This is a genomic window from Photorhabdus laumondii subsp. laumondii, assembly GCF_003343245.1.
In the GTDB taxonomy this organism is placed as follows: domain Bacteria; phylum Pseudomonadota; class Gammaproteobacteria; order Enterobacterales; family Enterobacteriaceae; genus Photorhabdus; species Photorhabdus laumondii.
This window is the reverse complement of sequence record NZ_CP024901.1, coordinates 4,482,281-4,496,883: the sequence shown is the minus strand read 5'-3', so window position 1 is coordinate 4,496,883 and position 14,603 is coordinate 4,482,281. Positions and strand designations below refer to the sequence as shown.

Sequence of the window (14,603 nt, the reverse complement as noted above, 5' to 3'; positions counted from 1 at the left end):
CCAACCTGTCTTAATCAATAGTCAGTATATTGGTTATTCGTTGAATTTTAATACATATTAGGCAGAGAGTTGATTTTTTACTATCTTGGATATAGTTTTATAGTACACTCGCGAAGACGAAATAAAACATGTTCTATACCCTATGGATTTCAAGATGCATCGCGGCGGCAAGGGAGTGAATCCCCGGGAGCATAGCAAACTATGTGACCGGGGTGAGCGAGTGCAGCCAACAAAGAGGCAACTTGAAAGATGACGGGTATAAATATCTAATAACTGCATAACATACATAACCTGTCTCAAGAAATGATCAATTTATCCCGCCTTGTTAGCTTTAAAAGCTGTTTTTGCATGGCAATTCACTAAAAAAACATGGAGATATACCATGAAACTCTCGTTCAAGACCTCAGCTTGTGCTTTGGTTGTATCTATAGCACTACTTCCAGCAATCGCAAATGCATGGGAGAAAGACAAAACCTATGACATTACCATTTTGCACACCAATGACCATCATGGTCATTTTTGGCATAACGATTATGGTGAGTATGGCTTAGCCGCGCAAAAAACGGTAGTTGATGAAATCCGTCAAGAGGTCGTGAAAAAAGGGGGGAGTGTGTTACTGCTTTCCGGCGGAGATATAAATACCGGTGTACCAGAATCTGATTTGCAAAATGCCGAGCCTGATTTTAAAGGTATGAATTTGGTGGGCTATGATGCAATGGCGTTGGGTAACCATGAGTTTGATAATCCTCTGTCAATACTGCGTCAACAGGAAAAATGGGCAACTTTTCCATTTCTGGCTGCCAATATTTACCAGACAAGCACCGGCAAACGTTTGTTCAAGCCTTATACCATTTTCGATAAGCAAGGTGTGAAAATTGCAGTTATTGGCCTGACGACTGATGATACGGCGAAAATCGGTAACCCGGCTAATTTTCCTGATGTTGAATTTCGTCTTCCTGCGACAGAAGCCAAAATGGTTGTTGAAGAATTAAAGAGAGATGAAAAGCCAGATGTGATTATTGCCGCAACCCATATGGGGCACTATGACAACGGTAATCATGGTTCTAATGCGCCGGGTGATGTTGAAATGGCTCGCAGTTTGCCTGCGGGCTATCTGGATATGATTGTCGGTGGTCATTCACAAGATCCGGTCTGTATGTCCGCGGAAAATAAAAATTATAAGCAGATTGATTATGTGCCAGGAACCCCATGTTCGCCAGATCGTCAGAACGGTACCTGGATTGTTCAGGCTCATGAGTGGGGTAAATATGTTGGTCGTGCTGACTTCCAGTTCCGTAATGGTGAATTGAAGTTGACTCACTATCAGTTGATCCCTATTAACCTCAAAAAGAAAGTGCAGAAGGAAGATGGTTCTACTGAACGTACTTACTACACTCATGAAATTGCACAAAACCCGGATATGTTAAAGTTGCTGATGCCTTATCAAGATAAAGGTGATAAACAGCTTGGTGTAAAAGTGGGGTCTGTTGAGGGTAAATTGGAAGGGGATCGCAGCAAAGTTCGTTTTGTTCAGACTAATATGGCTCATGTTGTTCTTTCTGCCATGATGGAACGCGCGGACGCTGATTTTGCGATTATGAGTGGTGGTGGTATTCGCGATTCGATTGAATCAGGTGATATCACTTATAAAGATGTGTTGAAAGTGCATCCATTTGCCAACACATTGGTTTACGTTGATATGAAAGGCAATGAAGTCAAACAATATCTGGCGGCGATTGCTAATATGAAAGTTGACTCTGGTGCTTATGCACAGTTTGTGAATGTTAGCCTGATTGCTGATGGTAAAAGTGTTAAAGAGGTAAAAATCGGTGGGAATCCATTAGATCCGCATAAAACTTACCGCATGGCAATGCTTGACTTTAATGCTATTGGTGGTGATGGCTATCCACGTGTTGATAATTATCCAACCTATGTCAACACCGGTTTTGTTGATGCAGAAGTTTTGAAAGACTATATCGAGAAGCATTCACCACTGAAAGCGGCTGATTATGAGCCAAAGAGTGAAATTATTTATCAATAATCCCTGACAGAATGATAAATCGAAAGGGCTGCAATTTTAGCAGCCCTTTTTGGGTAATAATTTAAGTTTTTGCAATATCAGCAAAGTTGCCTTTCACCAACCTACAGAGATCAGCCGACGCCAATTCAATATCTAACCCTCGTTTACCACCAGAGACAAATATAGTTGAGAACTGTTGCGCTTGGTTATCAATAACCGTTGGCAAGTGTTTTTTCTGTCCTAGCGGACTGATCCCGCCGACGAGATACCCTGTTACTTTCTGGGCGATTTGGGGATCAGCCATTTCTGCTTTTTTGACTTTAAAAACTTTGGCGACCTTTTTTAAGTCCAGCTCACTTGAAACGGGGGTGACGGCTACCACCAAATTTTTAGCCTCACCATTAAGTGCAACCAGTAAGGTCTTGAATACTTGCCTGGCATGGAGTCTTAATTTCCTCACTGCTTCATCACCAAAATTATGTTCATTTGTGTCGTGCTCATAGGCATGAAGAGCGAAGCTAACTTTCTGTTTTTCTAACAAAATGATCGCAGGTGTCATAATTTCATTACATAGGGTAATTTTATAATTAAGGATAACGGATGAAATGGAACGATGGAATTGATAATCTGACTATGGCTCTGTTGCTTGTATACAAACAGGTAATATCCCGTACTTAATAAGAACAACGAAAATGACAGATTATTCCTCATATGATTGGCCAATATTATTATAGCAATATAGGTAATATTGGCCTTTTTTTAATGCTGTTTTTCTGCCAGCATCTTGGGCAAATTCCCTTCACCATACAGATGCAAAACGCCAACAGCAACGAGGTATCGACCGGCAGGTAATCCCCGTAAATGTTTATTCCATTGTTTATTACGTTCAGTCATCAATAGTTGGTATATCTCTTTACTGAAAGTTGTTGGTAGAGCATGTTCTTGCTGTTTAGGTTGATAGTCCATCCACCAACTGATCATGGTTTGTAAAGCACGGGCATTTGCGTGCCAATGGGTTAATGTATCTTCTAATAGTGGCAGGCCGTTATTGGGAATTTGATTAAGTAAATTAATTTGTGATTCAGTACCTTCTAGTTCAATAATCGTTTTTCCTAGAGCTTTGGCTGCATTTAGTAGCTGATAATCGATACCGTATTGGGGATGTAATCCAAGGTTTTGTGCTTGTCCAGCTTGTAAAATTAAAGCGATTTGCCATGAGGGCAATAGATTGAGGAATTCTTCTTGCTGTTGGATTTCATTGCAACAGTCCTGAAAGTTCTGATACATCTCAGAAGATAAACGTTGTTCGATACGGTGATATGATTGAAACTCATCATGAAATGGGGAGTCTGCCTGAGTAATATCTGCTTCCACGATTAATGTATCGGATTGATTAAGCTGTTCTATCAATATTTCTGAAAGTGGGAACATATTTTTCGTACCCATATGAATACTGCCTACCAGATGCAAATGTCTATCACCTGCCAGTGTAATATCGTGAGCAGGATAGGGATAACGGTGGAGGGCATTGATTCCTAATATATTGGTAAGGTGTTTAATCAGTCGTCCCATTTGAGCTCCGGTTTAGCATTTATTCTTTAGGCTAACTATTTTTTCAGGTTAATATTACAACTGTATCTCTATCCATTTCTATTGAATGTTCTTTTACTACTATTCAGTATACAAGGAGATTTTATTTGGCCGCTGTATTTACTTTTCTAGTTCTTTGAAAATGATATACCCTGGCTGCACTCACTCACCCCGGTCACATAGTTCTCTATGCTCCCGGGGATTCGCTCCCTTGCCGTCGCGATGCACCTTGAAATCCATAGGGTATAAACTAGGGGTTTGTTATGTCAGATATTTATGAGCTGGTAACATTGATTCCTAAAGGTCAGATCACGTTACCTTGGTTCATCCGTCAGGTATTGAGTGTTGATACCGGTAGCACATTGGTATTTGAGTTGCGTAATGGTGAGGTTGTTGTGACTAATGTAAGCGTTGAATACGAAGACCAGTTAATTGGGGCATTCCTTGACTTGCTGTCTGCCGACATTCAGGTCGGGTACCATGTGAGTGATTTACCTAAGGAATTGGACGAGGCTATGCAGCACAATACGGGGCACGTTATCGATCTGAATGAAAACATTGTCGGAGATGTGATGATTTGATGCAGTAACGTGGATGGACATTGCTATATGAAAAAGTGCTGGGGTAGAAGTGTAAAATGCGATCATGGATATGCATTTTTACGATTCACCCCAACATCATTAAAGCAGACTTATTTCTTTAGTGATTCAGAACTTAGGCTTAAACCTCAGTAATCGATTAGCATTACTCACTACCGTAATTGAAGAGAGCGCCATTGCCGCACCTGCGACTACCGGATCTAACAGGGTTCCAGTAAAGGGATAGAGCACACCAGCGGCGATCGGAATCCCCAATGTGTTGTAGATAAATGCGCCTAATAGGTTCTGTTTCATATTGCGCAGAGTGCCTTTGGATAGCTCAACCGCATCAGCCACGCCATGTAAACTATGGCGCATCAGCGTTATTGCGGCGGTTTCAATGGCGATATCACTACCACCACCCATTGCAATGCCTACATCAGCTTGCGCTAGGGCTGGAGCATCGTTAATACCATCCCCCACCATAGCAACCTTGCGACCTGCTGCTTGCAGTTTCTGAATTACCTCAGCTTTGCCATCAGGCAATACACCTGCAATCACTTGATCAATACCCGCTTCTTTGGCAATCGCATTGGCAGTCACTGGGTTATCACCGGTTAACATCACTAAACGGTAGCCTTGGTGATGTAATCGCTGCAATGCAGTCATAGTATCTTCACGCAGTGGATCGCGAATAGATAGCACTGCCGCCGCTTGACCTCCTGCTGCCAGAAGAACCGGTGTGATGCCTTGTTCTGCCTGTTGAGCGATCAACGATTTTAATTCTTGCGTATCAATTTGATTTTGTTCTAGCCAAGCTTGATTACCTAGCAACAAGGTTGTGCCATTCACTTCACCGCTGATACCGAGTCCAGCCAGAGTACGGAATTGTTCAACTTGCGGCAACGTCAGCCCTTTGGCTTTGGCAAGAATGGCTTTGGCTAATGGATGGTTAGAACCTTGTTCCAGTGCGCCAGCCCACCGCAATACTTCTTGTTCACTGTACCCATTAAAAGTATGGATATCAGTCACTTGAGGCATACCCTCTGTCAGCGTACCAGTTTTATCGAAAACAAGGGTATCCAAGGTGCTGGCTTGTTGCAGCGCATCCGCGTCTCGCACCAGTACCCCGAATTCTGCTGCCCGGCCGACACCAGAGATAATTGACATAGGGGTTGCCAACCCAAGGGCACAGGGACAGGCAATAATCAACACAGTGGTAATAATGACCAATGAATACATAATCTGTGGTGCTGGCCCAACGAAATACCAAATAGCGCCGGCAATCAGGGCAATGGCGACAACAACAGGAACAAATACGGCGGAAATTTTATCTGCTAACTGACCGATTTCGGGCTTACTACTTTGTGCCTGACGGACCAGTTTAATAATTCGAGCTAATGTTGTCTGGCTGCCAACCGCGGCGGCAGTAAACAGCACTGTACCGTCTTGCACCGTCGTACCGGCATGAATGTTATCGCCTTTGGTTTTTTGCTGTGGAATCGGCTCACCGGTGAGCATTGCCTCATCTATCCAAACCTCACCTTGAATGATTTCACCATCAACGGGAACACGATCACCGGTTGTCAGACGTAACGTCATGCCGGGTTTGACATCAGCCAGCGGTATCTCTTTTTCGCCATCTTCTGTCACCACACGGGCAGTCGGTGGTGTCAGATCCAGCAGACGCTCCAGTGCTTTTGAAGAACGCTGACGGGCACGTTGTTCCAGAGCATGCCCCAGGTTTATCAGACCAATAATCATCGCGCTGGCTTCATAATAGAGATGACGGGCTTGTGGTGGAAAAATATCTGGCCATAGGTTGACACTGATGGAGTAAAGCCAGGCTGCACCCGTTCCCAATGCCACTAATGTGTCCATTGTCGCACTGCCGTTTTTCAGGCTTTGCCACGCATTACGATAGAAGTGACCACCGGCAAAAATCATCACGGCAAGCGTGATAACGCCAATAGTCAGCCAGATATGATGGTTTTCAGGTGTGAGCATCATATTATCGCCCATCATGCCCCACACCATTACGGGAATACCGACGACTAAGGCTAATGCTGACTGCCAACGAAAACGGCGCATATTAGCGTCAGAAACTTGTTGCTGGCGTTCACGCCGCTTAGTTTCGTCCTGAATCAGTTCTGCGCCATACCCGGCTTTTTCTACTGCTTTAATCAGTGCCTCTGGTGAGGCACTGCCGGTAATTAAAGCGCTGCGTTCAGCAAGATTCACTCTGGCATTTTCCACGCCGTCAACACCTTGTAATGCTTTCTGAACTTTATTCACGCAACTGGCGCAAGTCATGCCATCCAACAGCAACTGGATGCTCTCATTGCTGTCACTCACAACGGATACGTCAGCTTTTTCGACCGGAACAGAGGAGGTTGCCGCTGCCAAAGGTTCCGGTCTGTTTGAAGCAGGTAATGTCAGCGGCTCAGATTTTGGGGAGTTTTGACCAGAAGCGAGTTTTGCATGGTAACCCGCCCGCTCAACAGCGGCAATCAAGGTATCCGCATCGGCTTTACCGTAAACTTTAGCTTTTTCGGTATTCACCTCTGCGGCGATAACACCATCTACGGCCTCCAGCGCTTTACGTGTCGTACCTGCACAATGCATGCAACTCAGTCCAGAGAGTGTCAGTTCAACATCGGGTTGGCTGGCAATCATCGCATCGTAACCGGCTGCTTGAATGGTTTCGATTAATGATTCAGTAGAGGCTTTACCGATGATTTTGGCATAATCAATTGTAATATCCGCCTGTTCCACATCTGTACGATTTGCTAGTGCCTTTTTCACACTGTTAACACAGTGCATACAGGAGAGTCCCTGCAAGGTTAAAATAGTTGTGTATGACATAAAAAACTCCTAACACATAGTGATGTAATTATTCTTCATACCTGTGTGATAATTGGTGATGAATATCTACACAGTTCAAGTGAGTTTCTGACTTGTTGGGGAGGTTAAACCTTCCCTCAAGGGTAAGGTCAAGGGGAAAAAATGAACATTAGTGAGATTGCCCAAAAAACCGGTCTTACCAGCAAAGCTATCCGGTTTTATGAAGAAAAGGATCTGATTACACCGCCGGAAAGGGGGGATAACGGCTACCGTTATTATCAGCAGAAACATATTGATGAACTAACGCTGTTACGTCAGGCAAAACAGGTCGGTTTTACGCTTGATGAATGCCGTGAGTTTTTAGTGTTATTTCGCAACCCCAATCGTCATAGTGCTGATGTAAAAGTGGCAACATTGCATAAAGTGGCTGAAATAGAAAAGGCGATTGAAGAGTTGCAGAAAATAAGAAGTAAATTGTTATCCTTAGCGGAAGAGTGCCCTGGAGATGACGGGGCTGCATGCCCCATCATAGATCATTTATCGGGTTGTTGCTCTCATCACTGAGAACTGACCGGTTTTACTTTCAGGGTAATGCCATCAACAGCGATCACTTCTACTTCGGTGTGGGCTGGTAGTTCACTATTACAGTGAACTCGCCAGCTTCCATCAGCTAGCTTGACCCGGCTGTAACCATTTTCAGTATCGGTAGTCAGTTTGGCTCGGATACCGATGAGCTGGTGCTCTTTCTGGTTCAGGGTATCGCCGCCTTTTGATGGGCGGCGACGTAACCAGTAGCGCCATAGCATTGCAGAAAGCAGCGTCAGAGTGGCAAACAAAATGCCTTGCCATTCCCAATCTATTCCTGGTAGCAGCCAGGTGACAAACGCAACAACGATAGCGGCTATGCCCGTCCATAACAGATAGCCGCCAGTTCCCAGAAGCTCTGCAATTAACAGTAAGCCGCCGAAAGAGAACCAGAGCCAAGGAGTTTGCGCCGCAATCTGTGCAATCATGGTTATTTACCTTTTTTGCTTTCGCCAATCAATTCAGTAATACCGCCAATCGCACCCATTAGGTTGCTCGCTTCCAGAGGCATCATAATGACTTTGCTGTTACCGGAAGCGCCAATACTGGTCAGGGCATCCGTATATTTCTGGGCAACAAAGTAGTTAATTGCCTGCATGTTACCGTCAGCGATCGCATCGGATACCATTTTAGTTGCGCGAGCTTCCGCTTCGGCGGCACGTTCACGTGCTTCTGCCTGGAGAAATGCCGATTGACGTTCCCCTTCTGCTTTCAGAATTTGAGACTGTTTTTCTCCTTCTGCTTTCAGAATAGCCGCCTGACGGATACCTTCTGCTTCCAGAATATCAGCACGTTTTGTACGTTCTGCTTTCATCTGGGCGTTCATGGCAGAGATCAACTCTTTTGGTGGACGCACATCACGGATTTCAATACGGGTAATTTTCACCCCCCATGGGTTAGTGGCTTCATCAACAATATGTAATAGGCGGCTGTTGATGGAATCACGCTGTGACAGCATTTCATCCAGTTCCATTGAACCCAAAACGGTACGGAAGTTGGTCATCGTCAGATTGATAATGGATAGTTCAAGGTTGCTGACTTCATAAGCAGCTCGAACAGGATCGACAACCTGAATAAAGCAGACCGCATCAATAGTAACATTGGCGTTATCGCGGGAAATCACTTCTTGTGAAGGAATATCCAACACTTGTTCCATCATGTTAATTTTACGGCCAATGCGATCGATAAAAGGGACGATAATATGCAAACCCGGTAATAAAGTTCGGGTATAACGGCCGAAACGTTCTACCGTCCATTGATAGCCTTGTGGCACGGTTTTTACGCAAGTAAAGACAATAACCACCGCAATAAATATCAGAATGGGTACGGCACCAAAAGCGAATAAATCCATAGCAATTCCTTACAATTAAATAAATCAGTAAAGCAGTGAGTAAACTTGGCGACGGTATTTCGAAGCCAAGGTATTACCGGTCCCCATTGCAGACATAATATCCATCATTGTTTTCCGTACCGCCCCGTTGGCAGCAGAAAGGTCCTTTTTTAGGAAGCTGAGTAATAATTCCAGAGCTTCTTCATTACGGCTGACTTCGTGCAGTTTCAGCGCGAGCTTAACAGCTAGCTCGGCATTCTCCGGTTGAATGGCGAATTCTTGCTGCAATTGTTGGATCTCTGGTGTATCCGCCGCTTGCTTTTGTAACTCAATTTGAGCCAGTAAACTGTGATAATTAGTATCTTGATCCTGTAATGGAATAAGATTCAGAATTTCCTGGGCTTCCTCTATATTATTGAGCATAATTTGCACTTTGGTCAACATAAGTGCAATTGCACTGTTTTTGGGCGCTAATTGCCAGGCTTCTTTCAATAACGGTAGTGCTTCCTGATGTTTTCCTTCGGCGATAAGTTCTTCCGCCTGAGCGGCTTTCAACTCTTCCGGCTTCGGTAATACGCGAGTCAGCATCTCTCTGATAACGTTTTCAGGTTGTGGCCCCTGAAAACCATCTACGGGTTGACCTTGTTGCATAATATAAACCGTAGGAATGGCGCGTAAACCAAATTGTGCGGCGACCATTTGCTCTTTATCGCAATCCACTTTTGCCAATATGAATTGATCCGCATATTCTGCGGCCAGTTTATCCAGTGTTACGCTTAATTCTTGGCAATGGGGGCTACGTTCGGACCAGAAATAAAATAAAACAGGTACAGTCATAGACTGTTCAACGATTTGATGGAGGTTGCTTTCGTTAACATTAATTCCAATAGAGGTCGGTAACATATAATTAGTCTCTTAAATTTGGTTATCGCAGGGTACGATTAAATAGATTGAGGTTATTTTCTTAACTTTCAAGTTGTACCACTTTGTTTGCTCAGTATTTTATCCATTACTCTTCCTGGTAAAATCCGGCGCATAATAGCGACTGCATGGGTTACCCAAGTCACTGGGTAACGTAATTTAGGATTCGGACTTTCCAGAGCATGAATTAGTTTATTCACAACGGCTTCGGGAGTCAGGGTAAAGTGACGGGCGATCCTGGGGTTTTTGACAGGTTTATCGCTTTGCGTTTGATTCACGTTTTCTGAAAAACGTGTTTTTATCGGGCCAGGAACAATCAAACAGGCTTTAATTCCTGTGCCGGCTAATTCCATTCTTAGCGCATCTGACCATGCTTCCAAGGCATATTTACTGGCAGAGTAAGCACCACGGCCTGGGGTTGAAATCAGTCCCATAACTGAACTGGTTTGAATAATACGGCCTTCACCATGAAGTTGCATTGCGGGAAGTAATAAGCAGGTAAGTTGATGTGTACCAAATAGATTAGTAGAGAATTGCCGTTCCAGTTGTTCACGACTGATAGTATTGAGTGGGCCATAAATACCAAAGCCGCCATTATTAAACAGCCCGTAAAGACGGCCATTGGTTAGCTTGATGACCTCGGCGGCGGCACGTTCAACACTCATTTTGTCATCAAGATCCAATTCGATAGGTTCCAGTCCTAATTCGCGCATATGCTGTAAATCTGCGGGTTTCCGGCAGGCTGCTAATACTCTGTAGCCCCGCTGATGTAGTGTTTTGGCCGCCACCAGACCAATTCCACTGGAACAGCCTGTGATAAGAACTGACTTTTGCATAACTTTACCTGCTTATAGACATCAATTTGTTGAAACTAATAGTTTACTACTTAAGAATAATTAAGATGTGCTGATAGTGTGTCAGACATCCAATCGGCGATAAATGGTTGGGCTGCCAGATTAGGATGTAACCCATCTTGTTGCACCCACTCCGGTTTAATGGCGACTTGCTCCATATAAAACGGGAGCAGGGGAATTTGATTATATTCTGCCAGTTTGGGGTAAATCTTGGCAAAAGACTCGGTATAACGGCGCCCATAGTTTGGTGGTAGACGGATCTGCATCAATAAAGGCTGAATATTAGCTTGTTTCACTAAAGTAATGATCTGTTGTAGATCTTGTTCGGTGTGTTGTGGAGGAAAACCGCGTAATCCATCGTTGGCACCCAGCTCTATCAGTACCCAACGGGGTTTATGTTGTTTAAGTAATTCAGGTAGCCGCTCAAGGCCCTGAGCGGCGGTGTTGCCGCTGATGCTGCCGTTGATGACCGTGATTTTATTGCCGGATTTTTGCCACTTTTTTTCCATCAAAGCAGGCCATGACTGCTCAATAGGCAGATGGTAACCGGCACTAAGGCTATCACCGAGAATCAGAAGGGTATCAGCCGCAGTCGCTCTGGCGCTAAATAGCACCATCAGTAAAAGGAAAAGTAAATGGTAACGGGGAATATTCTTGAAGTTCAGCATCTCAGTAAGCACGTTGGTCAGGGAGGACATAAGATCACTATATTGCAGGGAGTTGAGTTGGTTGTCGAGTCGGCACAGACTATCGCTTTGGTGGGAGAGTCGGGTTCGGGTAAATCCACATTGCTTGGCATTATTGCCGGGTTAGATGATGGCAGTGACGGTGAGGTTCGGCTGCTAGGGCATAATTTAAGCCAGATGAATGAAGAGCAGCGGGCGCAACTCCGGGCTGAAAGTGTTGGTTTTGTCTTTCAGTCCTTTATGTTAATTCCGACATTAAACGCATTAGAGAATGTCCAGCTTCCTGCCTTATTACGTGGTGAGTCTGAAAATAGTAGTAGGAAACAGGCGGTTGAATTGCTTGAACAACTGGGATTGGGGAAGCGTTTGAAACATATGCCAGCACAACTTTCTGGCGGTGAACAACAGAGAGTGGCATTGGCACGGGCATTCAGCAGTCAACCCAAAATTCTGTTTGCTGATGAGCCAACAGGTAATCTGGATCGGCAAACCGGTGATCGTATTGCTGATTTACTGTTTTCTCTGAATCGTGATTATGCCACAACATTAATTTTGGTCACTCATGACAGCCAGCTTGCGGCCCGTTGTCAACGTTGCTTGCGGTTGGTTGATGGAAAATTGAGGGAAGAAAGATGATTTGGCGTTGGTTTTGGCGCGAGTGGCGCACACCTTCTTTATTGATTGTCTGGTTATCTCTTACCTTGGCGGTAGCTTGTGTGCTGGCCTTAGGAAGGATTAGTGATCGCATTGATCAAAGTGTTCATTACCAGAGTCGGGATTTTCTGGCGGGTGATTTAGTCCTGCGTGCTGCTTATCCGGTAGATGAAGAATGGCTACAGCAGGCGAAAAAACGGGGATTAAAATTAAGTCGCCAACTCTCTTTCACCACAATGACTTATGCTGGGGACATTCCTCAACTTGCGAATGTAAAAGCCGCAGACAGTCATTACCCGTTATATGGTGAACTGGAAACCCATCCACCGGGTTTGAAAGCGGAAAAAGGCACAGTGCTGGTTGCACCTCGCTTGCTTGAATTGTTGAAAATCAAAGTTGGCGATAATCTCGATGTGGGTGATACCACGCTTAAGGTGAGTGGAGAATTAATTCAGGAACCGGACAGTGGTTTCAATCCCTTTCAGATTGCGCCACGGATTTTAATCAATCTTGATGATGCGCCATCTACCGGTGCGATTCAGCCGGGTAGCCGCCTGACTTATCGTTATATGTTTTCGGGTGATAAAGAAGCAGTTTATCAGTATCAGCAGCTCATTGATCCCCAACTTAAAGCTGATCAGCGCTGGTATACCTTGAAACAGGACAGCGGGGCGCTGGAAAAAACGATTGAAAGGGCACAGCAATTCTTGTTGTTATCGGCTTTACTGACATTATTACTCGCTGTCGCCGCGGTAGCAGTATCAATGACTCACTATTGCCGTAGCCGCCATGATTTGATTGCTGTGCTTAAAACACTGGGTGCGGGGCGTTGGGCGTTGCGTAAATGGGTGATTGGTCAATGGCTGGTGATATTAATTGCGGCGGCGCTGGTGGGAACGCTTCTGGGATTGATGTTTGAATATCTGCTCGTGCAGATTTTGGCCCCTATGTTGCCGAAGACCTTACCAGTAGCAGGATTCTGGCCGTGGATATGGGCGTTAGGTGCGTTATCTGTTATCGCCTTACTGGTGGGAATACGTCCGTATAAGCAGTTAATGGCAACCCAACCATCACGAGTGCTGCGTAATGATATTATCGCGCCTATCTGGCCGTTACGTTATTACTTGCCGTTGGCGGTATTGGTGGTCATTAGTGGGCTGAGTCTGTTAGTTGGCACCAAGCCCATGTTATGGGCGTTACTTGCAGGCATGATGATGGTTGCGCTATTACTGGCGGTGTTTGGTTGGGGAGGATTGTGGTTATTACGTCATTTGAAACTTCGCCAACTCAGTTTTCGTCTGGCGGTTAATCGACTACTGCGGCAGCCGTTTCAAACAGTAGCTCAATTGGCGGCTTTTTCTTTATCATTTATGTTATTTGCTTTGTTGCTGGTGGTCCGGGGAGACTTGCTTGACCGTTGGCAGCACCAATTGCCACCAGATAGTCCAAACTATTTTCTGATTAATATGACTGGACAGCAAATTCCACAAGTAGAACATTTGCTGGCTCAGTATCAGGTTAAACCTACGGCATTCTATCCGGTGGTATTGGCTCGCTTGACGGAAATTAATGGTCAGTCAGCTATCGCGTGGGCAGAGGCCAGAGGATCGGATAGCAACACGGTACAGCGGGAATTGAACCTGACATGGAAAGAGGAGTTACCCCCGTTTAATACCTTGGTGGAAGGTCACTGGCCGCTAAAGAAGGATGAGGTTTCTATCGAGCAAGGGCTTGCTGAGCGTTTGGCAATCAAAATCGGCGATAAGCTGACATTCAGTGGTGATACGCAGCAATTCAGTGCCATCGTTAGCAGTATTCGACTGGTGGATTGGGAAAGTTTGCGGCCAAATTTCTTGTTTATTTTCCCGAAACAAGCATTAGAAAATCAGCAGCAAACTTGGTTGACCAGTTTCCATTATGAGGGAGAGGGTCGCCTTCTGACGGATCTTAATCGTCAGTTTCCGACGTTGAGCCTACTTGATACCGGCGTGATGATTAAGCAAATTCAGGGTATTTTGCAGCAGGTAAGTAAGGCATTGGAAGTCATGGTTGGATTGGTCATGGTTTGTGGCGCATTACTGCTATTGGCTCAGGTTCAGGTAGGGATGCATCAACGGCAACTTGAATTAGTGGTTTATCGCACCTTGGGAGCCAGTAAACAGCTACTGCGTCGTACGCTTTGGTATGAATTTGCTTTGCTTGGATTAATGGCGGGTTTTACTGCGGCATTAGGGGCTGAGGTTGCGCTCTGGTTATTACAGACCAAGGTATTTGATTTTCCGTGGCAACCAGAATGGCAGATGTGGCTGTTATTACCAATAATCAGCAGCTTGTTACTTTCATTGTGTGGGAGTGGGTTGGGGCTTCGGTTATTACGGGGTACGGGATTACACCGGCGAGTTCAGGGGTAAAAGGGCGATATTTGCAGACGTTTAGGGAATGGGTAATCGCTCGTCGAGATGTGGAGAATCCATTCCCTGGCTTATTGGCCTATTATCGTTGTTTATATCCGTCATCTTTCAAGTTGCCTCTTTGTTGGCT

General features: G+C 44.9%; 13 protein-coding genes. 5 read left to right on the top strand and 8 right to left on the bottom strand.

Annotated elements, in window-relative coordinates:
* The first annotated feature begins 382 nt into the window (after nucleotides 1–382).
* Nucleotides 383–2,041: a bifunctional UDP-sugar hydrolase/5'-nucleotidase UshA gene (gene ushA / locus PluTT01m_RS19700; RefSeq protein WP_011147967.1), complete on the top strand. Its 1,659-nt coding sequence runs from the start codon at nucleotides 383–385 to the stop codon at nucleotides 2,039–2,041.
* A gap of 61 nt (nucleotides 2,042–2,102) precedes the next feature.
* Here the strand turns inward: ushA and ybaK are convergent, their stop codons facing one another.
* On the bottom strand, nucleotides 2,103–2,579 hold the full coding sequence (gene ybaK / locus PluTT01m_RS19695) for a Cys-tRNA(Pro)/Cys-tRNA(Cys) deacylase YbaK (protein WP_011147966.1): 477 nt from the start codon (nucleotides 2,577–2,579) through the stop codon (nucleotides 2,103–2,105).
* A 200-nt stretch (nucleotides 2,580–2,779) separates the two neighbouring features.
* On the bottom strand, nucleotides 2,780–3,592 hold the full coding sequence (locus PluTT01m_RS19690) for a TraB/GumN family protein (protein ID WP_011147965.1): 813 nt from the start codon (nucleotides 3,590–3,592) through the stop codon (nucleotides 2,780–2,782).
* A 281-nt stretch (nucleotides 3,593–3,873) separates the two neighbouring features.
* Between PluTT01m_RS19690 and PluTT01m_RS19685 the strand changes: the two genes are divergently transcribed.
* On the top strand, nucleotides 3,874–4,191 hold the full coding sequence (locus PluTT01m_RS19685) for a type II toxin-antitoxin system PrlF family antitoxin (RefSeq protein ID WP_011147964.1): 318 nt from the start codon (nucleotides 3,874–3,876) through the stop codon (nucleotides 4,189–4,191).
* 126 nt (nucleotides 4,192–4,317) lie between these two features.
* Here the strand turns inward: PluTT01m_RS19685 and copA are convergent, their stop codons facing one another.
* Entirely contained in the window at nucleotides 4,318–7,053 is a 2,736-nt protein-coding gene (gene copA, locus PluTT01m_RS19680; protein ID WP_011147963.1) for a copper-exporting P-type ATPase CopA, read from the bottom strand.
* A gap of 141 nt (nucleotides 7,054–7,194) precedes the next feature.
* On the opposite strand from copA, the gene cueR reads away from it, so the two are divergent.
* Nucleotides 7,195–7,596, top strand: coding sequence for a Cu(I)-responsive transcriptional regulator (cueR, locus tag PluTT01m_RS19675; protein ID WP_011147962.1), 402 nt, complete (start codon nucleotides 7,195–7,197; stop codon nucleotides 7,594–7,596).
* On the opposite strand, the gene PluTT01m_RS19670 is transcribed toward cueR, so the two are convergent.
* From PluTT01m_RS19670 to tesA, 5 genes are all read right to left on the bottom strand, one after another.
* A complete protein-coding gene (locus tag PluTT01m_RS19670) occupies nucleotides 7,590–8,045 on the bottom strand; it encodes an NfeD family protein (protein WP_011147961.1) in 456 nt (151 codons plus the stop codon). The two genes, cueR and PluTT01m_RS19670, sit on opposite strands and share 7 nt — an antisense overlap.
* 2 nt (nucleotides 8,046–8,047) lie before the next feature.
* Nucleotides 8,048–8,968: an SPFH domain-containing protein gene (locus tag PluTT01m_RS19665; RefSeq protein WP_011147960.1), complete on the bottom strand. Its 921-nt coding sequence runs from the start codon at nucleotides 8,966–8,968 to the stop codon at nucleotides 8,048–8,050.
* Between the two features lie 24 nt (nucleotides 8,969–8,992).
* Entirely contained in the window at nucleotides 8,993–9,850 is an 858-nt protein-coding gene (locus tag PluTT01m_RS19660) for a co-chaperone YbbN (protein ID WP_011147959.1), read from the bottom strand.
* Nucleotides 9,851–9,918: 68 nt separating this feature from the next.
* Nucleotides 9,919–10,704 (bottom strand): SDR family oxidoreductase, encoded by a 786-nt coding sequence (locus tag PluTT01m_RS19655; RefSeq protein WP_011147958.1) that lies wholly within the window; start codon nucleotides 10,702–10,704, stop codon nucleotides 9,919–9,921.
* Between the two features lie 50 nt (nucleotides 10,705–10,754).
* Nucleotides 10,755–11,387, bottom strand: coding sequence for a multifunctional acyl-CoA thioesterase I/protease I/lysophospholipase L1 (tesA, locus tag PluTT01m_RS19650; RefSeq protein WP_173362532.1), 633 nt, complete (start codon nucleotides 11,385–11,387; stop codon nucleotides 10,755–10,757).
* Here tesA and ybbA point away from each other — a divergent pair.
* Together ybbA and ybbP are read left to right on the top strand one after the other, a co-directional pair.
* Complete coding sequence (ybbA, locus tag PluTT01m_RS19645) at nucleotides 11,358–12,044, top strand: putative ABC transporter ATP-binding protein YbbA (protein WP_011147956.1); 687 nt, start codon at nucleotides 11,358–11,360, stop codon at nucleotides 12,042–12,044. The genes tesA and ybbA overlap by 30 nt on opposite strands.
* On the top strand, nucleotides 12,041–14,473 hold the full coding sequence (ybbP, locus tag PluTT01m_RS19640) for a putative ABC transporter permease subunit YbbP (protein ID WP_011147955.1): 2,433 nt from the start codon (nucleotides 12,041–12,043) through the stop codon (nucleotides 14,471–14,473). The genes ybbA and ybbP overlap by 4 nt, the downstream gene beginning before the upstream one ends.
* Nucleotides 14,474–14,603: the final 130 nt, after the last annotated feature.